The sequence below is a fragment of the Thorsellia anophelis DSM 18579 genome, from assembly GCF_900111395.1.
GTDB classification, from domain to species: domain Bacteria; phylum Pseudomonadota; class Gammaproteobacteria; order Enterobacterales; family Thorselliaceae; genus Thorsellia; species Thorsellia anophelis.
Window position 1 is genome coordinate 117,991 of sequence record NZ_FOHV01000007.1, and the last position, 22,065, is coordinate 140,055.

A 22,065-nucleotide genomic window follows, 5' to 3' on the forward strand; every position below is an offset into this window, starting at 1 on the left:
AGTTTATGGTTAATCCATTTTTGAATCTCAAATTAATTTTTTAGCACAGTTATTTTCTTCTAGCAAAATCAACAAATTTAAATTTATCTGGTCTATGTTTAGATCGTGTAAATTGAAATAAACGCGTATCATCTAAGTAGGTATATGACGTGACGCAGATTAAAAAATCAAATTGCTGCATATCTAATAATGATTTATCGCGTTCAGTTGCCGGAATAACGGTGATCTCTCTATGCGTATAACCAATCACAAGTCGCATTTCATCCTCGATATAGCTATACAGTGAGTCTTCAGCTGCTTTTTCTGTAAGATCAGTTATGATTTCAGCATTAAGATAATCTTCATCTAAGATAATTGACTCTTCATTAATGCAACGTAATCGTTCAACATAAGTGACTTTAGGTAAAAGACCGTTGGTATTTTGAACTTTAAGTTTATCTAAAAATTCAGCAATGGCTAGTATATTGGTTGTATCTATCTTTGTCTGGAATGTTATTAGCTTAGTTTCGATTTTCGTATCAGGAAGGGCTAGGGCGACCTCTTTAAAACTCCTAATTCCGGAAAAACTAAGCTCAATTGGCGCTTTATCTAATACAACTGATCCTTTCCCATTTATTTTTTGAATATACCCTTGAGTTTGCAGTAGGTTTAGAGTTTTTCGAATGGTGTCTCTAGACGCCTCAAATTCTGACATCAGTGCTCCTTCACTCGGTAAAAGCTCGCCTGGACGGAAGTGTTTGCGATGAATTTTTTCTAATAGGTAATCATAAATCTTTTGATATTTCGGTTTCATTTTTCTTTTTTACATCAATACTTAAGGTTGAACTGTAATGGTTATGCAATTGTAAGATTGAACTAAGGTAATGGTTAATCAACAATTATCCATATCGTGCATTATCTCAACTTTATGCCTAGGTAGATAGCATAATTAATCGGTAATTGCCTAAGAATCTAAAAAATACCCTAGGTAGTTATATATCAAAATGAATTTAGCTTAAAATACGGAAACTAAATACAGCATTCAGTTTCCGTTCAGCTTCATTAAGTACAATGAACCTACTTTCAAAGATGTTGGTTACTCATAAATCAAATATCAATCAATTGTTAGCTACAGATTGAAAACATCTTTGTATAAGTTCATGGTCATTATTCATTTTACTTAAGGAGTTATCTATGTCACATTTATTGAACCGTTCACCTAAACTACTGCGTACCAGTTTATTTACTCTAGGAACACTCGCTTTATTCACTCAAGCTTCGATGACTTATGCGATTGATTATGATGAAATGCCGTATGTTCAATCTGCAATCGCAGCAGGGGAAGTTTTATCTATCAATGAAATCGCAACGATTGCAAATAAAGCTATACCAGGGCACATTTCAGGAATAGAACTTGATTATGAGTATAATATTTTGGCTTATGAAGTTAAAATCATTACACCAAATGGCGCTAAGCGTAAGCTTGATATCAATGCTAAAACAGGTGAGATTTTATCAAGGTTTTAAGGTATTCTAGCGAAGTCACTATTCTTAGCACGTTTTTGTTATAGGTTAAGTTACTAGAATCCGCCATGTGAAAAATGAAGGAACGTATATAAATAATATTATAGGCCTATACCAATTGTTTTAACTCATTATTGTGAATATTTCTTTGAATTTAAACATGACTAAGTCGTGTTTAAATTCATCACCGGTTATGCTGTCCTATACGTATGTTTCTTATCTAACTGATATTTCAGATGAGGGACTTTTTTTGATTTCTAATTGAATAAATTGATATGAAAACACAATTTTTTCCTATGCTTTTAGTGGCAAGCCTATCAATATTACTTCCTAATACCGAAGTTTTTGCCAAAAAATCTGAGCAAGAGATGGTCAGAGACGCGGTGAGGCGAGGAGAGATTTTACCACTAAAACAAATATTAGAACTCGTTAATGCTGAGTTTGATGGAGATATTATTGAAATTGAACTTGACGAGGATGATGATGAGTGGGTGTATGAAATTAAAGTTCTTACACCGCAAAATCGGATATTAGAAATTGAAATCGATGCCCGTAAGGGCAGAATATTAGATGTTGATCATAAATAGATTCACGTTTTTAAGTTGAACTCATTCTATTTCAGAGAACTTTTTGTATGAAAATTTTATTGGTTGAGGATAACTTAGAACTCTCTGAACAAATTGCGCATGCACTTAGCGATATTGAATACACACTGGATATCACACATGATGGTATAGAAGCGCATTTTTTTGGAAGAGAGTTTGAGTATTGTGCAATTATATTAGATTTGGGTTTACCTAAATTAGATGGCTTATCTATTTTAAAGCAATGGCGCTCATCAGGTATTCATACTCCCGTTATCGTTTTAACAGCAAGAGGGGAGTGGCATGAAAAAGTTTTAGCAATTGATTCTGGGGCAGATGATTATCTGACGAAACCGTTTCATATAGAAGAACTACTTGCCAGGTTAAGAGCTGTTATACGCCGAGCTAATGGACATAGTAGTGCGATAATTGAAGTAGGAGCGCTAACTTTAGATACAAGAGCTCAGATCGTTTATTTGAATCAACAAAGGCTTTCTTTAACCAGCCATGAATATAAGTTGCTTGCTTATTTTATGCACCATCCTAATCAAATTATTACTAAAACTAAATTGATGGAGCAACTTTATGAACAAGATTCAGACAGGGACTCTAATACTTTAGAAGTTTTTATCGGGCGGTTACGCAAAAAAATGCCTAAGGATATGATTCAGACTGTTCGAGGCACCGGTTATCAATTAGTGGTTGAGGCTGAATGACAAAACAAACTTTATTTTCAAATATTTCTTTAAAGCTGAGAGTAACAATACTCACTAGCATATTGATTAGTTCAGGACTCTTTATTACTGCACTGTTATTAGTCAATATTTTTAATAATTATGCTGAAAATCAAGTTAAGCAGGAGCTATTAATTCATCTCAATCAATTAACTGCTGAAGTCTTAATAGACGAGAAAGGGACGTTAAAATTAGATGGTCCTTTATCTGATCCTAGGTTTAATACACCATACTCTGGCCTGTATTGGCAAATAAATGATTTTAAGTCAGAGCCTATTATGCGCTCTCGCTCTTTATGGGAAGAGGTGATAACGATTGATTTATCTTCTTTAGCTGACATGCCATTTGGTTATCAGGTTATTGAAGGACCACCTGACGAACATTTGATGGTATTGAGTCGGCAAATAGAACTAGGGAGCAGTAATCCCAAGCCTTATGTATTAAGTGTTGGTATTAATCAAGCTGTCTTATTAACGAGTTTATCAGAATTTAGGCGTATTTTACTGATTGCATTCGCAGGATTAGCAATTAGCATGATTATCATGGGATGGATTCAAATATACGCAAGTTTAGCGCCGATAAATAAAATCAAAATCTATTTAGCGGATATCAAACAAGGTAAAACAAGAATACTTGAAGGGAAATACCCAAAAGAGATACAACCCTTGGTTGATTCGTTTAATGATGTTTTGGATCATGATACAGAGGTGCTGACTCGGGCCAGATCCCAGGCAGGTAATTTAGCTCATAGTCTTAAAACGCCGTTAAGTATTTTATCTCAAGCATCTTACAATAGCCAACGTAACTTATCAGATGCTAAAGTCTCGCTACACTTACACGAAACACACGTAAATGATGCACTTTCACATCATGAGCCTATTAATCAATTACACCATCTAAATGAACTTATCGATAGTCAAGTTAAACAAATTAAACAATACATTGATTATCATCTAGCACAAACTAGAGCTGCAGCAAGCACTAAAATCCCTGGGCAAAAGACAAATGCCTTGGAGGTAGTCAATACGTTAGTGAAGACGATGAAAGTGCTTCATCGAGAGAAAGAACTTATATTCGAGGTAAGTCAACAAACGTTGTATTTTAAAGGTGAATCTCAAGACCTTTATGAAATGTTAGGCAATATTATCGATAATGCCTCTAAATGGGCAAAAAATAAGATTTGTATTCGGCTGGAGGCTAAGAATTCATCCCTTTGTATCATAATTGAAGATGATGGTAAGGGAATATCAAGTATTGAGCGTGAAGTTGTTTTACAAAGAGGTGTTAGGATTGATGAACAAGTACCAGGTTCAGGCATTGGATTATTTATTGTCAAAGAGTTAAGTCAACTTTATGGTGGGAGCTTGCAACTAGGTGAAAGTCAGCTAGGGGGGCTTTTAGTCGAGTTAATTTTGCCTCTTTATGAACCTTAAAACAAAATGGGTACTAAAACTTGGCTATGCAATAATGTAATGGACTTTTTTCCCTAACTTAACATTATTTCAACGTATATACACTGTATACTTACTTGGTACTTTTAAGAGGACCGAAGAAGATAAAATTTACACAAGGTGTTTGTTGGAGGCTAACGCAGAAGCGTTGGTTAATACTGTTGGAGTTATGGGCAAAACGTAACCTCAAATTGTTTGAAGTAACAAATCTAAAGTTTGCACTCATTTGCCTAAAACAGGTTAACTTACAAGTGGCAAGTTGAGTCTTTTGAATTAGGAGTCGGTAAGAAAGATATTGCGCGGATGTTTTCGTGTTTCTAAAATAAAAAAGGCGAGAGGAACCGTATTTATCTTTTTCAGTGGCGGTGAAAGAGGGATTCGAACCCTCGATACGATTTCTCGTATACACGCTTTCCAGGCGTGCTCCTTCAACCACTCGGACATTTCACCATTTTTAATTCAGGGACTTTTAATAGTATTGAAAACATTAACAGCCTTAAATTAGGCGAGCTAATATAGGGATGTCGGCAAGTTTGGTCAAGTGATTTTTAATATTTATCGAAAGCCTGCTTAAAATACCATCAATCAAGTCATTTTTTTGGAGTGATATCTAACTCATTATAAAGCCATTCAAGTAAATTTTCAGGTGCTTCTTTTAAGCTGTTAGAGCCCCGTGTGATAGTGGCAATACCTACACCGAGTTCTTCTTTTAACTCGCGTTGGCTTTTCACTTTTCTGAGCAATTCTTCAACTATTTTAACGCGGGTTGCAAGTGCACTACGCTCATCAGGCGTGAGAAGTAATGCAAGTAATGGGTATTGAAGATCATTTTCAAAGCCTCTATTTAATAGTTCAACACAAGTTTGCCAAGCATCATTGCTTTCTTTTTTGTCATATTGAGCCATATTATCCCCAAAAGTTTTGATGAGTTGAGTATTTGTCTTTTAGTACTGCATGATAGTTATGCATAATGATACATCAAATTAGCCTCGTAAGGGGAATTGATCTGATTTTTTCAAAAATTGTGATTCATTAACAAGATTTTATTTGGTGGTATTTAAAAGTGAGTCGTTTGAATTTGATAGCTTGTATTGAATGTGATTAACAAAATGATGAATTTATCGACGAATGGTTCATTAAATCTGTTGTATGATGAAAATATTCAAATTACTTCAAATTTAGGACTATAAATAAAATATGGATTTGCTAAAGTAAGCATAGTTTGTATAAATTTCTATACCTTAATGTAATATTTAATTTATTACATTAAAAGTATGTGACAAAAATTGAACGGAATTGAACTCTTATCCAGTTTTGGGGCTTAAGCCTCATTTTTAATTTTGATAACTCGTTATAATTCAGTTAGATTTTGAAATATATATCCACACGCTATCATCTTATTAAATCAAAGAATAATGCGTTGATTAGGATACTTGTCTTTTTGTGTAGCTTTATTAAGACAGAACAAACTAGTATGTATTATTACACCAGTTAATTATAAGATTAAGAAATGAATACCAAATTTTCATCTTTTGAGATTAACCATTCACAATTGGAGCTTTAGACATGACAATGCGTATTGAAGAAGATTTACTTGGACAAAAAGAAGTATCAAACGAGGTTTACTATGGAGTCCACACCCTAAGAGCTATAGAAAATTTTAAGATAAGCAATAGTAAAATCAGTGATGTTCCTGATTTTGTTCGTGGTATGGTAATGGTAAAAAAAGCCGCCGCACTTGCTAATGGAGAGCTAAAAGTATTACCTAAAAAAATCGTGGATGTTATTTTAAAAGCGTGTGATGAAATCCTTGTCCAAGGTAAATATCTTGACCAGTTCCCAATTGACGTTTACCAGGGTGGGGCAGGGACTTCGGTTAATATGAATACCAATGAGGTTTTGGCTAATATTGGTCTGGAGTTGATGGGATATAAAAAAGGGGAGTATGAACATCTAAATCCTAATGACCATCTTAATAAATCTCAATCAACTAATGACGCTTACCCTACTGGTTTTCGAATTGCACTATATCAAACTATGCTAAAATTGATTGAAGCGATTGATTATTTGCGCATTGGATTTGGCAATAAAGCGGTAGAGTTTTCAGATATTTTGAAAATGGGTAGAACTCAATTACAAGATGCAGTCCCAATGACACTCGGTCAAGAGTTTCAAGCCTATGATATCCTTCTTCGAGAAGAAATCAAAAATCTGAACTATGTGGCTAAGTTATTATTAGAAGTAAATTTAGGTGCTACAGCGATCGGCACTTCATTAAATACACCAGCAGGATACCCTGAATTAGCTGTCAAAAAACTTGCTGAAGTAACTGGATTCGAGTGTGTGTTAGCAGAACATCTTATTGAAGCAACCTCAGATTGTGGTGCTTATGTGATGATTCATGGTGCATTAAAACGTACCGCTGTAAAACTTTCTAAAGTATGTAACGATCTCAGATTGTTATCTTCAGGGCCTAGAGCGGGTTTAAAAGAAATTAACTTGCCTGAACTTCAAGCTGGCTCCTCTATTATGCCAGCGAAAGTTAATCCAGTCATTCCTGAAGTGGTTAATCAAGTATGCTTTAAAGTTATTGGTAATGATACCTGCGTAACAATGGCGGCTGAAGCAGGGCAATTACAATTGAATGTTATGGAGCCTGTTATTGCACAAGCAATGTTTGAATCAATCTCATTATTAACCAATGCTTGTTATAACCTAAGAGATGCGTGTATTGATGGAATAACAGCTAATAAAGAGCGTTGTGAGTCTTATGTCTTTAACTCAATTGGTATCGTAACCTATTTAAATCCATTTATTGGCCACCACAATGGCGATATCGTAGGGAAAATTTGTGCTCAAACAGGTAAAAGTGTTAGAGAAGTAGTCTTAGAGCGTGGTTTACTCACTGAAGCTGAACTTGATGATATATTCTCTCTAGATAACTTAATGAACCCTAAGTATAAAGCAAAAACTTACGAGGATTAAGCAAGCGGGAGTTGCAAATAACAAAGATCACCAATCTGATAGGTGGTCTTTGTTGTTATTATCATTAAGATATTTAATTTGCTATTTATTTGAATATTAGTGATAACAAATGTAAGGAAATTAATGTAACAATTTGAATTCAGGTGCCTATTTTAAAAACTCTGTTCATAACATAAATATTGAAAGTTAAATTCTCTCATTATGTATGCATTTGCAAATGTAAACTCGCTTAATGTCATAGTTAGAGGAAGTACTAGGTGCTCTGGGTATACAAAACTCGCTGTATCAAAGTTATCTAATTGAATACACTCAATCTCATCAAATTGATCTAATTGAGATAACATTAAGTCTATATTATTTGATATTTCTTCCTGAATTTTCTCTCCTTCAAAGGTTAAAAGGGCTGTTAATGATAATCTATAACTATTAGCATTTTCTTCATTCTCAGGCGAAACGTAAATTCGTAATGAATGAATGTTATTGATATTCTGGTGCAAAAATTCAATAAACCAGTGCCCCTTATCTTTTAAGTATTCTGCTAGTATCCTATTAAATTTATCTGGATAAGGCTCTCTATGATAAGCAAGGATTCGCCAATCAAGTAAAATTCGGATACAATTAAGTGATAATTCTCATTTGATCTCAATGTTATTGTTTTGAATGCTATTAGTTAATAATTCACTATTTACCTTAGTCAAAAGGCATTCCTCTACTTCGTAATAAAGGTCATTAAACTGTATATATAATTTGTTGTAATCCTTACCCAAAAATAAATGTTTGGATTTAGTTAGCTCTTTGATGTTTTTCTGTTTCAGTTGTGCTACTTCGATATGTTTTCCTGTAGATATAGTACAGTCTTGAGTCAAAACTACATATAGTTGGTCCTGATTAATTCCTCTTCCAGTGAATAAACCGTAACGTCCCTTTTTAAATTGATCTGCTAGTGAACTGAATGACTCCCGTGTAAGGTTACCAGAAAAGCCAATTACACTTCCTTGTTTCAAACCCAGTTTTATTAAAATGCTCAAAAATCACTCCTATACCATTTTTCCAATGCCATATGTTCTTAATCTTAATTTAGCAGGATCATATTCAGTTTCTGAAAAAGAAATGTGTTGTATTTTATTGGATAAAATATCAAGTAAAGGAAATATAGTGTCTAAATTATTACTATTTATAAACAGATGCTGTATTAGTGTTTTACGCTCAATTAGAACATTACGAGTATAATTTCTCAATTTATGGCCATGTAAATTTTCAACATTAATCATAAATTTATAAAGCTGATGATATTTAGTCATGCTTTTTATATTAGAACCTTTTCGATGCAAATCCAGTGTTGCTCTTGATATTTTTAATAATTTAGCAATTTCGTGGATTTTTAAACCTAAGACTGTTTGGCATTTATCAACGCAATCATTTACACTAATAGCACTAATAAGATTCACATTTAATTCATTAGTTTGATCGTCTTCTAAATAGCTTTGTATATTTAGCTGATTAGTTGAAAATAATAAATAATGCTCTTTGTTATTTGTTATGATTTTTATTGGAATTAATCCAACTGATTTATCAGAATAACGCTCAACCTTCTTTGTAAGTGGCAAATAATTCGAATTAGTAATGTTATAAATGAGCCCCATAATTTCCTCTCTTAAAATTTCTCAATCTCCCAAATTTTTTCACACACTTTTGAATCGATCATATAGTCAAAAGTTTTCCTACTTTGCACATATTGCTCTTCTAAGTGATTTCGAAGTGATTCAGGGTCAATCGTAACTGTATTCAATAATGTACCACAAGCCGTATGTACAATAGCGTAATCATTTATTTTATCACTACTAAATAGTCTATCTATAGATAATGGCATTGCTAATTTAGGATCTAGTTCAAATAATGCATCTGGTAAAAATTTACGGCTTAGATGTTCTTTTATAGAGAGGTGTTCTAAACTTATCGAGATTTTTCTTTTTTCAGATTCAAGAATTCGTGTAAAGCTCGTTATTCCTACTTTAATTACATCGTTCTTTTCATGGTAAAATTGAGACATCGGCAATGATATTTTGTCTGAAAACATCTGATTCAAACTATAGTTATTATTAGGCACAAATAAATCAACATAATGTAGTTCTACTTCATTCAGCGTTTTGCTTTGAACAAGGCCTAGATCAGCACATATCTTTATAATTGATTGAACATCATCTAAAAAGTGATTGTGATTAGTGTATTTAGAAAGTCTCAACTCTATGCTATTTTCGTCAATCATTACACATTTTTGTCTATTATTTGAAAAGAATCCTATTCTTTCCACACTAGCTGAAACGGCGCTAAACTCGTTATTTGATTGTTTTACCTGAACACCGCTTAATTTGCTTTTTGCCCATGAGGAGAATTCTAGTGGAGTAAGAGCCATTAGAAGTTTTTTATACTTTTCATCACTATAATTGCCGAAAGCCTCCAAAAAAATCAACTTTGCTACAACATAGATAACTGGGGGATTTCGATACTTAATCGCCATACTGCCTCCCTAATTAGACAAGAAATTAGACGTGATTATTGATTAAAAGTTGTAATATTGCAATAAAAAACAAGTTTCATTTTGTTTTTAGTTGTAATGTTTTTTTATTTCTTAAAATAAATCTGATAGATTGCGGATTGTCAATTGGTATAAGTAATGTTATTAATATAACAGAAACATAATGCTTTAATTGAAACTAAGACAGGTAAGATTTTAATATTGAATAATAGAAAATGTTTTAATAGGGTAAAGAAAAATGGGATTTCCGTTACCCTATGGAATTTTAAGCAAATAAATCTATTTAATTTTTGCTTCTTTATAGATCACGTGTTGACGAACAACTGGATCGTATTTTTTCATTTCCATTTTTTCTGGCATAGTACGTTTGTTTTTAGTCGTTGTATAAAAATGACCAGTACCAGCAGAGGAAACTAATTTGATTTTTTCACGAATACCCTTAGCCATGACCTACTCCTTAGAATTTAACGCCACGAGCACGAAGTTCACTAAGAACTGCATCGATGCCCTTTTTATCGATAATACGCATACCTTTTGTAGAAACACGAAGTTTCACAAAACGCTTCTCTGACTCAACCCAAAAACGGTGAGTTTGTAAATTAGGTAAAAAACGACGCTTAGTCGCGTTCATTGCATGTGAGCGGTGATTACCAACTAATGGCTTTTTGCCGGTCACTTGACATACTTGTGACATGATTTTTATCTCCAATAAATCTGATGAATTCGAGCTTTCTTTTGGGATTGAGCGCGAATTTAACCAAGGTAACCAGACTTGTGCAACCCAACTTACACGCTCATAAAGGCGGCGGATTATACGCATAAACAGAAAATTCCTCAAGTGAAAAGAGAAATAAAATCGAAGAGAATTGTATAAATGCCGCATATTGCTGAAAGATTCAGCAATATGGCTCGTGCAATTGCCTTTAACTAGATTTATTATTCTGCGTTTGCTTAGTGTACAACTCGCTGAGTTTTTATGTACTGATTAACCTAACCTACTCAAATTTGAATCAATATGCATTCTTTTTAAATTGACGCAATATTTTACCACAGACTAATAAGAAGCAACATACTCAGTGCTAATTAAAATTTAGAACGTTGCTTAGTATAGTAATATAAGCGTATTTTTAAGGAAGTAGCCCAAGTTCGGCAAAGGAACTTTCAATACCGTTACCAATAATGATGTGGTCGAGTACTTTTATATCACATATTTCACAAATAGTACAAATAGTACGAGTCAGCGTGATATCAGCCTGACTAGGGGTTGCAACACCTGAAGGATGATTGTGAGCTAAAATAATCGCTGCTGCATTTTGTTTTAATGCCTCTCTTGCTATTTCTCTTGGATAAACGGTTACACTGTTAAAACTACCTTTGAACATCTTTTTATAAGTAATCATTTGGTGTTGATTATCTAAAAATAGGACAATAAATACCTCATAATCGTATTTACCTAACAGAACGCGAAGATACCGCTTTGTTACAGTTGGACTATTGATAATATCCCCTTTTTCTAATTCACTTAACATATAGCGTTTCGCTATCTCGCCAATTGCTTTAAGTTGAGTATATTTTGCTGGACCAATCCCCTTAGCTGCAACCATATCTTCTTCTGAAGCAGTTAAAATAGCATGTAATGACCCAAAATATTCAAGTAAGTATTTTGACCAGTCTACGACATTCATACCTTTTATACCTGTTGAGAGAATAATCGCTAATAATTCAATATCGGTTAATTGTTCAGGGCCACTTTTGATTAATTGCTCTCTCGGTGGAAGATTACTTAGCCAAGTTGGTGGTTTTTGTTTGCGCTGTGTTAAGCTAGGAATGGTCATTTTTGCCGGTTTTTTGCTCATTATTGATTTCCTTATCATCAAAGCGTTCCTGATGTGTATAGTTTGTCAAACGTTAATACATACATGATCTGAATTTGGGGATGCAATTAAAACATGCTTAGATCCATCAACAACCCCATATTAGAGATAGTTTAACAATTCTTTTTAGAGGAAAGAGTTAAAATGTCATGTGCTGTGCGTTTTTTGAACATAAATAAAGTTCATAACCAAGTTCATATCAGTGATATAATCCAATGCAAATGAACTAGAACTTTATAAAAAGGCATGAAAAGGCAAGGGCAAATTCATATGCAAAAGTTTTGCACTCAAATGCTGCTTTGGCTTTAATACTAATCTGTTCTTATATTACTTATTTTAAAACTGCAGTTGAGCCGTTAAGGTAATGGAATCAAAAGTAATGAATGAGATAACACAACACAATGCTAATAATAGCGGACTGCCATTAGCAGATTTTAATTGTTTAATTGGCATTACAGGCGGAATTGCTGCCTATAAAATCCCTGAGGTTGTCAGGCGATTAAAAGATCAAGGCGCTAATGTTCGGGTCGTAATGACGAAAGGTGCTGAGGCGTTTATTACACCGTTAACTTTACAGGCGGTGAGTGGTAATCCGGTTTCAATTGATTTACTTGACCCACAAGCAGAAGCTGCAATGGGACACATTGAATTAGCAAAATGGGCTGATTTAGTTGTTATAGCACCTGCAAGTGCCGATTTTATTGGGCGCATGAGTGCGGGCCTTGCGAATGATTTATTGACAACACTATGTCTAGCAACAAGTGCACCAATTGCAATTGTGCCAGCGATGAATCAACAGATGTACGCCTCAAAATTAGTTCAAAGTAATATTCAGCGGTTAAAAGAGGTCGCAGAGGTTGATGTATGGGGGCCAGATAGCGGTGCACAGGCTTGTGGCGATGTTGGTATGGGGCGCATGATAGCGCCTGATGAGATTGTTAATTTTATTCTTAATGCAAAAGCCTCTAACGAGTACATGGAAAATCCAATCCAAGATTTTGCTGGATTATCGATTTTATTGACCGCTGGGCCGACACGTGAATCAATCGATCCTGTTAGATATATTACCAATCATAGCTCTGGAAAAATGGGGTTCGCACTTGCTGAAATTGCTGCAAAACGCGGTGCGACTGTTACGCTTATTACCGGTCCCGTGAATTTATCAACACCAGATAGAGTTAAACGCATTGATGTACAGTCTGCCGAGGAGATGTTTACTGCTGTAAAAGCGAATCTAGACGGGCAGGATATTTTTATAGGCACTGCTGCTGTAGCGGATTATAGGGTTGATACTATTAGTCAGCAAAAGTTAAAAAAACAGCCAGGGCAATCAATGCTTAACCTTACGCTGGTACAAAATCCTGACATCATTCGTTACGTTGGTCATGTAGCTCAAAATCGCCCTTTTGTGATTGGATTTGCGGCTGAAACGGAAAATATACAGCAATATGCACTCAATAAACTCGTCACTAAAAAACTTGATATGATTTGTGCAAATGATGTTAGTCAATCACATATCGGTTTTAATAGTGATGAGAATGCATTAACTGTTTATTGGGATAATTCACAAGCGCATATCCCTATTGCTCCAAAGCAAGCAGTAGCAAATGAGTTAATGACGCTTATTCTTCGCCAGTTTCATGCATCTTAATTATAAAGTGTTGAGAAAAATGTAAACAAATGAATAAGTGAGATTGCAGCAAACGCGTTAAGCCTTAATTGATGCTATAATTTTGCTGTGATTTTAAAAATTATGGTTTCATGTCAATTGTAAACCTGTTTTTATCAATTTAACTTGATTAATGATTATGTAAGTTTTACGTCACTGCAAATTATTGACCTAGACAGCTTACATGGCGAGATATAGCGCGTGTGCTTTGTGGTAGCTTAACTATTAAGTAGCTAAGCCATGATATAAATTAAGTCATGATATAAATAGAGAAGTAATTTGGCTACCTAACCTGAAATGTCAAGACTATAATGGGTTAAAAATAGATACTAATCATATTGAAACTGGAAATAAGGGCCTCGAACTTACAAAATTTAACTGTTTAAATAGCCGTTTGAAATATACGTGATATTCACTCAATATACTTATAACTAAGGATAACTCATGACCTCAATAGATATAAAAATTGTTAATAAATTGATTGGCAATACCATCGAATTACCCCAATACGCAACAACGGGTTCAGCTGGGTTAGACTTAAGAGCATGTTTGGAACATGCCATTGAACTTAATCCTGGTCAGACAGTACTTGTGCCAACAGGTATTGCGATTTATATAGGCGATCCAAGCTTAGCTGCAATGATTCTACCGAGATCGGGTCTTGGCCATAAGCATGGTATTGTTTTAGGAAACTTAGTTGGTTTAATTGATTCTGATTATCAAGGTGAGTTAATGGTTTCAGCTTGGAACAGGGGACAGACAGCCTTTGTTATTGAACCAGGTGAGCGTATTGCTCAGCTCATATTTGTTCCAGTCGTTCAAGCTAATTTTAATGTGGTTGAAGAGTTTAATGTCACGCAACGAGGAGAGGGCGGTTTTGGTCACACTGGGCGTAAGTAATGTCATCATACATTGAAATCGATAGGTTTTATTTAACTAAATAGTGCTTAACTCAACAGATTCTAATTATAAACAAATAAGTAGATTTGAAATTAAACACAGTGTTTTTGAGCTAAGGTAAATCCATATAAGATAATCAATACAAGGCAGAAATCTAAACTTAAATCACAAAAGTGATGAATGCTAAACAATATAAGTTATAAAGTACTTGGAATATTGTAACTGTAGACTCATTTTTTACTGATAACATTGTATGTTTTAATAGAAACGACACTACCTGATAGCCTACTAAATATGATGTGAATGACTGTTTATATGATTTGATACTAGCGGCATATAATGGATGTACATTTAAAGGAGAGATGTAATGAATAAATTTTTTGCGTTAACCTTATTAGCGTTAAGTTTTAATTCGTTTGCAATGGGAGGGAAACCAGAAGTCGAGTCACCTGTCGTTAAAGAAAGTGATAAGCAGGTAACTGAATCTGCTGATATCACCTCCAAAGAAATTACTTCCGCTGAGGCTTCATCTGTGAATTTAAGTCAAATCTTACCTAAATACCAATGGCATCTTATCAGCGCGCAAAATCAAGAAGGCGAAGCTCTTAAAGGGGTGATTGTTGAAGGGACGCCCAATATAGAAATGCTATTTAATGATAATAGCATGATTGTTCGTAATACATGTAACCAACTGATGGCCGGATATAGTGTAGAATCAACAGGCTCGCTGCTTAAAGTTGGTCAAATTGCACAAACGATGAGAGCCTGCATTGATCCAGATATGGCACTTAAAGATGATGCAATGATAGCATTGCTTTCAAATTTAAATACTGTTTCGGTTGAGCAAGTAGCTACACAAGTAACTACAGATGACACAGTTACGTTAGTTATGACCGATAATAATAGTAATGTATTTAGATTTAATGGTGTCTTAACACCTGAAGCGTATTTTGGACAAGCAGGTCAGCAGATGTTTTTAGAAATTTCACCAGATCATGTTGCTTGTGAATTGCCAGTTGCAAACAGTCAATGTATCCAAATTAGAGAAATTGTCTATGATGAATCTTTTCGTCAATCGGTTCCGGACCCAACCTGGATAGTTTACCCAAATGCAATTGATGGCTTTATGCATGAAGCAGGACAGCGTAATATTGTCAGAGTAAAACGTTTTACTCATTTATCAGAACAGGCTCAATCAAACTCGTTAAAGCCAGATCCATTTTATGTGCTTGAACTTGTGGTTGAGTCAAGTATTGCGAATCCACAATAATGGGCGTTAGAGCAGAACAAAAAGAGCGAACTCGTCGTAATCTAATTGATGCAGCTTTTAATCAATTAAGCTCGGATAAAAGCTTTTCTCAATTAAGTTTACGCGAGGTCGCAAGAGAAGCAGGCATTGCACCTACCTCTTTTTATCGCCACTTTAGAGATATGGATGAACTCGGTCTCACTATGGTAGATGAAAGTGGATTAATGCTAAGACAGCTCATGAGACAATCTCGTAAACGAATTGCGAGAGGGGGAAGTGTTATTCGTACTTCCGTTGAGACGTTTATGGAGTTTATTGTAAATAATCCAAATGCTTTTAGACTACTATTAAGAGAGAGATCGGGAACATCTGAGGCGTTTCGATTTGCTGTAGCGAGAGAGGTGCAGCATTTTATTGCTGAGCTTGCAAGTTATCTTGAAGCAGCCAATAAAATGCCAAGTGTATTTGCAGAGGCGCAAGCAGAAGCGATTGTTATTATTGTTTTTAATGCAGGAGCAGAAGCACTCGATGCAGATACATTTGCTAGGCTAACTCTACAAGAACGGTTGATTATTCAACTCAGAATGATTTCAAAAGGTGCACTTCATTGGCATAGACGTGAACAACAAAAAAATAGGCTGGCAAAACGTAGTAAAACGATCAAGCCCTAAAGGTGGTTGTCCTTAAAGTTTAAAGAAGGCTTTTATTTTTGGGTATAGTAATAGTTTGTAATCTAAAAAGTAAATGGCCTGCATATTATCTAGTTGCTTCAAGTTGTAGCTCTTAAGATAATTTTAATGAATTCAACTGCGCATGTTAAGTGATTAAGCCAAACAAAAAATCTGTATTTTATTCGAAGGCTGGATTGAGCTTTTTTAGTGTAAATCCATATTAAGTAGGTAAATAAAATACTTTTATGTGCAATTGAAATAGTCGTAAGATTAGATGCTTAATTAAAAAAGAGTATTATTGCAACACTACTTATAACTTCAATGAGATGAATATTAATCAATAGACTACATTTGCTTAATGATTTAGCTCAGTCAGGTAAGCAAATGTAGCAGGTAAAATTAATTAACTTAGTAACATGATTGCTGAAAGATCATCGCCAAGATTAACCTTATTGATAATTACATCAAGCTTTTTGTTAATATCTTGATTATGCTGTTTCAGCGTATGATAGCTATAGAACATCTGAATAATATCTGATTGTTCAAGTGATTTTCTTGAGGCAATTACGCTAAGCGATGTCTTCAGATAAAAATAATCGGTTAATAAATAATAGTATTGACGTAAGCTTTTAGTCAAATCTCTTCCTGGAAAACTATCGTTATAAAAGCGATATAAGAAATAATTTTTTAAAATATTAGGATTAGATAATACCCCTTCAGTCAATAAATTATCCCAGTGCGTATTGATATCTTTGAATTTTTCATCTAAATAGTCGATATTCATTTCTTCAGATAAATTATCAAAATAGGCTAATACACTACTATTATTTGCGGTTAAATAAGGTCTAGCTCTGCTATTACTATAATCATTGCTGACAGTTTGAAATAGAATCAATAAAGTCATTTTTAATTTACTGGCTGCATTTTTACGAAGTGTCTGAGCAATATCTTCGGTAGGATTTTGCAACTCGTCAATCAACGCTAAAAATACCCCTTCGATTTGTTCAAGATGTGTATTCACATCAAACTTTACTTTTTCACAAAATAGTAAGAATTTAACCACAGCGTAAAGATTTTCTTCAATATGGCGGCTTTGGGCCATAATCAAATTTGAACAAAACAGATTAATGATTTTATGTGTTGGATTAAATGGATGGGCGTTCGAATATTTTTGAATTAACTCAATACCTTGAGATTGGAGCATTGAATCATCATCAAATAATACTAAGCGTGTTGCCTCTGGGCAAGATAAAGATAAAGAGTTCAATTTTTCTTCTTTGAAATTTTGAGCAAGCCTAGGATAACTTGTACAGGTATGACTTAATGCAGTAGGTCCAATATGTTTGTATACTGAGCATAGTTTATCTGTATCTAATAAAGGGCAATCGCCTTGTTCATTTAATTTAATTTGGCTGTAGTTAAGTTGATTTTTTTTCAGCATTTTCATCTGGTTTTCAGCAACATCACGGATCAAATATACATCACTATTTTTATATTTATTGTAAGTCTCTTTATCAATTGTGACACTCCAGCCTCTGCAGCAATGCTCAATACAAGCATTACCTACACATTCAAAGCGAGAAACATAATTTGGTGTTGTTACATGAAGCTCTTTCATTGCATCATCCTTTAGTAGTCTAAATCAGTTAGTTATCCTGTAAATAATACTATTGTAACAAATATTCGACAGAATGTATCAAGAAAATAATGATTTATCTCTTAATCTATAATCAAATTAATGCCAATCCAATTTATTAATTATCAGCTGCTCGTATAATAATAGAGGGTGATTATTGATATGCTGCAATAAGAAATCATAGAGCTATACAACAAATTAAATACTGAGCTAAACAAAAAAAACCGCCTTTCGGCGGTTTAAATTATTACTGGTTAAATCCGATTGAATTAACGTAATAAAGAAAGTACGTTTTGTGGTACTTGGTTTGCTTGAGCAAGAACAGAAGTACCTGCTTGTTGCAAGATTTGAGCACGGCTCATATTAGATACTTCAACTGCGTAGTCAGCATCTTCGATACGGCTACGTGAAGAGGTTAAGTTATTAACGGTTGTACCTAAGTTGTTGATAGTCGAATCAAGACGGTTTTGTACCGCACCTAAGTCACCACGTAATTCATCAACTTGAGCAATTGCTTTATCTATAGTTTCTAATGGCATTACTGTTGAGCCAGTATTCAATTGCGAAGGGGTAAGTTTATCTGCGTCAATCGTAAATACAGCTTGAGTTTCATCAGATACATCTGCGCTGCCACCGTCTAATCCAATATAATATGTTTTACCAACTTCTAAACCTTGAGCTTTTAGAATTGTTGCATCTGCAGCTTCAGCTGTATCACCTAATGTCACTTCTGCAAATAAGTTACCGTTTTGGTCCGCTATGATTTTCCCTGTGGTTGCTAGAGACACACCAAATTTCTCAGCTATTGCAGTATCTTGAGATGCTTGGGTAACTGTTCCATCTAAAGTGAATGTTGTAACTTGAGTTGTAGAACCAAATAGTTTCTCAGCTATGGAAGCAGCAAGTGTACCATCACCAGCAGCAAAAGCAGTTTCCATTTCAGTTCCTAAAGGGTCTCCTGCTGCATCATCTAGGAAAACAGTTGCTGGTGTGTTTGCAGGTGTAGCATCTTCAGCAGCTTGAGTATCTATTCCTTTAGGACCACTTACATTATAGCTTCCAATTCCTAATGTATTACTATCTGTTTGTTTTAAACCAATTGTAATGGTTTCATTGTCGTTAGCACCAACTTGAAGAGTTAGGTTATTGTCTTTAGCAAGAACGTTCACACCATTGAACTGAGTTTGTTCAGAAATACGGTCAATTTCTGCTAAACGTTGTTTGACTTCTGATTGAATTGAATTTAAGTCAGTTTGTGAGTTTGAGCCATTTGCTGCTTGGACAGATAATTCACGCACACGTTGTAAGTTGTTATTGATTTCGTTTAATGCACCTTCAGTAGTTTGTGCAATTGAAATCCCGTCCATCGCATTACGGCGAGCTTGAGCAAGACCTTTAATGTTAGAAGTAAAACGGTTAGCGATTGCTTGACCAGCAGCATCATCTTTTGCGCTGTTGATACGCATACCTGAAGATAAACGCTCAATTGCTGTACCTAAAGCTGATTGTGAACGGCTTAAGTTTAATTGTGTGCTTAATGACATTACGTTTGTATTGATAACTGACATAGGTAACCCCTTAGTTATGTTTGGAACATTACGAGTATTTAATTCATAATGTAAAAATTTTATTTATTTCATGTAAATCATGTCTGCGATCTGCTCTTTGCAGTTGCAAATCATATAACGTCAGTATTTTGTAATACTTTAGCGATTTTTTTAATTAAATGTAATTAATTGAGTATTAATTACACATTAACTGTATTTTTCCTTTCTATGCTTACATTTCATAACTTGTAGAAATCTTTTTGTGTTGTCTGTTACTTGCATGAATATTTGTACGTTTAGGGGATGCTAAGATTTAAATTAAAATTTTGGAACGGGTTTGCTGTGTTGTATGTATTTGTTGTATCGATATAAAGGGGGTGTTAAGATTCTGATGAATCGTATGTTGATGGAGGAGACTTATTAAACTTAGTTGTTAATAAACGCTAGAGAATGTATGTAGGACTGAAAAGAAAAAACCGCCTTCCGGCGGTTTGAGTATTACATTAAATCAAATCCGTTTGATTAACGTAATAAAGAAAGTACGTTTTGTGGTACTTGGTTTGCTTGAGCAAGAACAGAAGTACCTGCTTGTTGCAAGATTTGAGCACGGCTCATGTTAGACACTTCAACTGCATAGTCAGCATCTTCGATACGGCTACGTGAAGCAGTTAAGTTGTTAACAGTTGTACCTAAGTTGTTGATTGTTGAATCAAGACGGTTTTGTACCGCACCTAGAGCACCACGTAATGAGTCAACTTGAGAAATTGCTTCATCTAATGTTGCTAAAGGATCAGTTGTTGCACCACTTAGGAAGTTTTGTGCTGTGAATTTGCTTCCATCAATTGTGAACGCAGCTTCAGTTGGATCAGTTGTTACATCAGCATCGCTAATGTTTAGAGCAATATAGTAATCATCACCTGCAACTAAACCTTGAGTTTCAAGGATTGTTACGTCAGTTGTCACTGCTGAATCACCTAGAGTTACTTTAGCAAATAAGTTACCGTTATCATCTTTTAATACAACAGGATCTACTGTCGCATCACTGATACCAAATGCATCTGCAATAGTTGTTCCTGCATCAGCAACTGCGCCAGTTGCAACTTGAGTTGTTTGTCCAAAAATAGCTTTAAAGGTATTTGCATCTGCTGCTGCTAATGTACCTTGTGGACCATTTACGTTAAAAGTTGAGACGCCTAAAGATGCACTATCAGTTTGTTTAAGGTTGATCACGATTCTTTCATTGTCATTTGCACCAACTTGTAGCGCTAGGTTGTTATCTTTAGCAAGTACTTTAACGCCATTGAATTGAGTTTGTTCAGAGATACGGTCAATTTCAGCTAAGCGTTGAGTAACTTCTGATTGGATAGAAGTTAAGTCACTTGCTGAGTTTGAACCATTACCTGCTTGAACTGTTAATTCACGAACACGTTGCAAGTTGTTATTGATTTCATTTAATGCACCTTCAGTAGTTTGTGCAATTGAAATCCCATCAAGTGCGTTACGACGTGCTTGAGCAAGACCTTTGATGTTTGATGTGAAACGGTTTGCGATAGCTTGACCAGCTGCGTCATCTTTTGCGCTGTTAATACGCATACCTGATGATAAACGCTCGATTGCTGTGCCTAAAGCTGATTGTGAACGGCTAAGATTAAGTTGTGTGTTCAATGACATCACATTTGTGTTGATAACAGACATAATAAACTCCTTTTATTAGTGTAATGCTCCAATTTAAGAGACCTCTTAAAAAAGTGCTCTAGTTGTTCTGCTTTATCCATTTGTATCTGCAGAGACAAACATATAAACGTCTATTAACTTTAAATCTTTAATCTATAATTTTTATTTGGGTTGCTTTTTGGTTTGTTTTTAACCGTTTCGTTGAATTTATATTTATTTTTCAATTAAATATAAATGTTAAAAGTAATGTTTGCTTTTGTAACATAATGTAATTTAGACTGATTTTGGATAAAAATGGCCTAAATTTAATATAACAATTGCATGCGAAATGCTTGCTTCATAATGTCAATTTGGGTGTTTTCTCATCATATAGGGGCTTTAGCTTGGTGTTTAAACTTGGTACTTTAAGTAGATATTTATATTAGCTGCTTGTGTTTACTTCTTATTGATGGATGATGGGTAGGATGAATATCAAAAAAAGAGCAGCATAAAAGTGAGCGTTATTAAAATGAAATTAATATATTAATTCACGTAAGAGTATTTTGTCATAGTGTTCTCTTATTTGATCTTGATGTAAGAAGAATATCGTATCGGTGCATTAATTCTACTTGAGTTGTAAAGATGAATATTGAATAAAGCAGGGAGCAAGTGATCTTCTGACAAAGAAAGAGGATAATTGCCAAAGATAACACGTGAGATTATATAAAGAATAATTAAATGGCTGTGGGTGTGGTGGAAATTGGGTATAATATTGTATAGAGTAAATTGAGTGTGTTTGTGATACAAATGGTCCTTGATTTATGAATGCATGACTAAAGTAATGAATGCAGCTATTTGCCATTTCATTGGTTGCAGAGTAATAGCAGTGGTGAAGAGCTACTTGTAGTCATTTGTCACTGTAGTTAGTTATTGTCAATAGTAAGTTCTATTATTGAAATGGAGTTAAATTAATTTGTACATTACAAATGTAAGATTGTAATTGAAATTGGAGTCATTAACTTCAATTTAGGCTGTAATTTAAATTATATATTTGACGTTTTGATTGATGAGTT

General features: G+C 34.4%; 21 protein-coding genes and 1 tRNA gene. 9 read left to right on the forward strand and 13 right to left on the reverse strand.

What is annotated here, in order from left to right; genetic code table 11:
* Window positions 1-49: 49 nt before the first annotated feature.
* Window positions 50-793 carry a trehalose operon repressor gene (gene treR, locus BMW37_RS05955; RefSeq protein WP_093318582.1) on the reverse strand — a complete coding sequence of 248 codons (744 nt, stop codon included), beginning with the start codon at window positions 791-793 and terminating at the stop codon, window positions 50-52.
* A gap of 380 nt (window positions 794-1,173) precedes the next feature.
* Here treR and BMW37_RS05960 point away from each other — a divergent pair, with 380 nt between their 5' ends.
* The 4 genes from BMW37_RS05960 to BMW37_RS05975 all read left to right on the forward strand — a co-directional run bounded on the left by BMW37_RS05960 (window position 1,174) and on the right by BMW37_RS05975 (window position 4,254).
* Window positions 1,174-1,506, forward strand: a complete 333-nt coding sequence (locus BMW37_RS05960; protein ID WP_093318584.1) for a PepSY domain-containing protein — start codon at window positions 1,174-1,176, stop codon at window positions 1,504-1,506.
* 272 nt (window positions 1,507-1,778) lie between these two features.
* Entirely contained in the window at window positions 1,779-2,090 is a 312-nt protein-coding gene (locus BMW37_RS05965; RefSeq protein WP_093318585.1) for a PepSY domain-containing protein, read from the forward strand.
* A 47-nt stretch (window positions 2,091-2,137) separates the two neighbouring features.
* Complete coding sequence (locus BMW37_RS05970) at window positions 2,138-2,803, forward strand: response regulator transcription factor (RefSeq protein WP_093318587.1); 666 nt, start codon at window positions 2,138-2,140, stop codon at window positions 2,801-2,803.
* Window positions 2,800-4,254: a sensor histidine kinase gene (locus tag BMW37_RS05975; RefSeq protein WP_093318589.1), complete on the forward strand. Its 1,455-nt coding sequence runs from the start codon at window positions 2,800-2,802 to the stop codon at window positions 4,252-4,254. The genes BMW37_RS05970 and BMW37_RS05975 overlap by 4 nt, the downstream gene beginning before the upstream one ends.
* A 378-nt stretch (window positions 4,255-4,632) precedes the next feature.
* Here BMW37_RS05975 and BMW37_RS05980 read toward each other — a convergent pair.
* Together BMW37_RS05980 and trpR are read right to left on the reverse strand one after the other, a co-directional pair.
* Window positions 4,633-4,722, reverse strand: a tRNA-Ser gene (locus tag BMW37_RS05980).
* A 140-nt stretch (window positions 4,723-4,862) separates the two neighbouring features.
* The gene (trpR, locus tag BMW37_RS05985) at window positions 4,863-5,177 is read right to left on the reverse strand and encodes a trp operon repressor (protein WP_093318591.1); all 315 of its coding nucleotides are present in this window, start codon (window positions 5,175-5,177) and stop codon (window positions 4,863-4,865) included.
* 661 nt (window positions 5,178-5,838) lie between these two features.
* On the opposite strand from trpR, the gene aspA reads away from it, so the two are divergent.
* The gene (gene aspA, locus BMW37_RS05990; protein ID WP_093318593.1) at window positions 5,839-7,257 is read left to right on the forward strand and encodes an aspartate ammonia-lyase; all 1,419 of its coding nucleotides are present in this window, start codon (window positions 5,839-5,841) and stop codon (window positions 7,255-7,257) included.
* A gap of 152 nt (window positions 7,258-7,409) precedes the next feature.
* Here aspA and BMW37_RS05995 read toward each other — a convergent pair whose 3' ends face one another.
* The 7 genes from BMW37_RS05995 to radC form a co-directional block, all read right to left on the reverse strand.
* The gene (locus BMW37_RS05995; protein ID WP_093318595.1) at window positions 7,410-7,754 is read right to left on the reverse strand and encodes a hypothetical protein; all 345 of its coding nucleotides are present in this window, start codon (window positions 7,752-7,754) and stop codon (window positions 7,410-7,412) included.
* Window positions 7,755-7,889: 135 nt separating this feature from the next.
* Window positions 7,890-8,285, reverse strand: coding sequence for a hypothetical protein (locus BMW37_RS06000; RefSeq protein ID WP_093318597.1), 396 nt, complete (start codon window positions 8,283-8,285; stop codon window positions 7,890-7,892).
* Window positions 8,286-8,294: 9 nt separating this feature from the next.
* Window positions 8,295-8,900, reverse strand: coding sequence for a hypothetical protein (locus BMW37_RS06005; protein WP_093318599.1), 606 nt, complete (start codon window positions 8,898-8,900; stop codon window positions 8,295-8,297).
* 11 nt (window positions 8,901-8,911) lie between these two features.
* Window positions 8,912-9,775 (reverse strand): hypothetical protein, encoded by an 864-nt coding sequence (locus tag BMW37_RS06010; RefSeq protein ID WP_093318601.1) that lies wholly within the window; start codon window positions 9,773-9,775, stop codon window positions 8,912-8,914.
* 297 nt (window positions 9,776-10,072) lie between these two features.
* Entirely contained in the window at window positions 10,073-10,240 is a 168-nt protein-coding gene (gene rpmG / locus BMW37_RS06015; RefSeq protein ID WP_093318603.1) for a 50S ribosomal protein L33, read from the reverse strand.
* Window positions 10,241-10,250: 10 nt separating this feature from the next.
* Window positions 10,251-10,487: a 50S ribosomal protein L28 gene (gene rpmB, locus BMW37_RS06020; protein ID WP_093318679.1), complete on the reverse strand. Its 237-nt coding sequence runs from the start codon at window positions 10,485-10,487 to the stop codon at window positions 10,251-10,253.
* A gap of 433 nt (window positions 10,488-10,920) precedes the next feature.
* On the reverse strand, window positions 10,921-11,628 hold the full coding sequence (radC, locus tag BMW37_RS06025; protein ID WP_093318680.1) for a RadC family protein: 708 nt from the start codon (window positions 11,626-11,628) through the stop codon (window positions 10,921-10,923).
* A 418-nt stretch (window positions 11,629-12,046) separates the two neighbouring features.
* Between radC and coaBC the strand changes: the two genes are divergently transcribed.
* The 4 genes from coaBC (at window position 12,047) to fabR (ending at window position 16,156) form a co-directional block, all read left to right on the forward strand.
* Window positions 12,047-13,318, forward strand: coding sequence for a bifunctional phosphopantothenoylcysteine decarboxylase/phosphopantothenate--cysteine ligase CoaBC (gene coaBC / locus BMW37_RS06030; protein ID WP_093318605.1), 1,272 nt, complete (start codon window positions 12,047-12,049; stop codon window positions 13,316-13,318).
* 462 nt (window positions 13,319-13,780) lie between these two features.
* Window positions 13,781-14,236, forward strand: a complete 456-nt coding sequence (gene dut / locus BMW37_RS06035) for a dUTP diphosphatase (RefSeq protein ID WP_093318607.1) — start codon at window positions 13,781-13,783, stop codon at window positions 14,234-14,236.
* A gap of 367 nt (window positions 14,237-14,603) precedes the next feature.
* On the forward strand, window positions 14,604-15,506 hold the full coding sequence (locus BMW37_RS06040; protein ID WP_093318608.1) for an META domain-containing protein: 903 nt from the start codon (window positions 14,604-14,606) through the stop codon (window positions 15,504-15,506).
* Window positions 15,506-16,156, forward strand: coding sequence for an HTH-type transcriptional repressor FabR (gene fabR / locus BMW37_RS06045; RefSeq protein ID WP_093318609.1), 651 nt, complete (start codon window positions 15,506-15,508; stop codon window positions 16,154-16,156). Before BMW37_RS06040 ends, fabR begins: the two co-directional genes overlap by 1 nt.
* Window positions 16,157-16,559: 403 nt before the next feature.
* Here fabR and fliB read toward each other — a convergent pair whose 3' ends face one another.
* The 3 genes from fliB to BMW37_RS06060 all read right to left on the reverse strand — a co-directional run bounded on the left by fliB (window position 16,560) and on the right by BMW37_RS06060 (window position 21,034).
* On the reverse strand, window positions 16,560-17,774 hold the full coding sequence (fliB, locus tag BMW37_RS06050) for a flagellin lysine-N-methylase (protein ID WP_093318610.1): 1,215 nt from the start codon (window positions 17,772-17,774) through the stop codon (window positions 16,560-16,562).
* Window positions 17,775-18,061: 287 nt separating this feature from the next.
* Window positions 18,062-19,360, reverse strand: a complete 1,299-nt coding sequence (locus BMW37_RS06055; protein ID WP_093318611.1) for a FliC/FljB family flagellin — start codon at window positions 19,358-19,360, stop codon at window positions 18,062-18,064.
* Window positions 19,361-19,861: 501 nt separating this feature from the next.
* Complete coding sequence (locus BMW37_RS06060) at window positions 19,862-21,034, reverse strand: FliC/FljB family flagellin (RefSeq protein WP_425441761.1); 1,173 nt, start codon at window positions 21,032-21,034, stop codon at window positions 19,862-19,864.
* Between the last annotated feature and the right edge of the window lie 1,031 nt (window positions 21,035-22,065).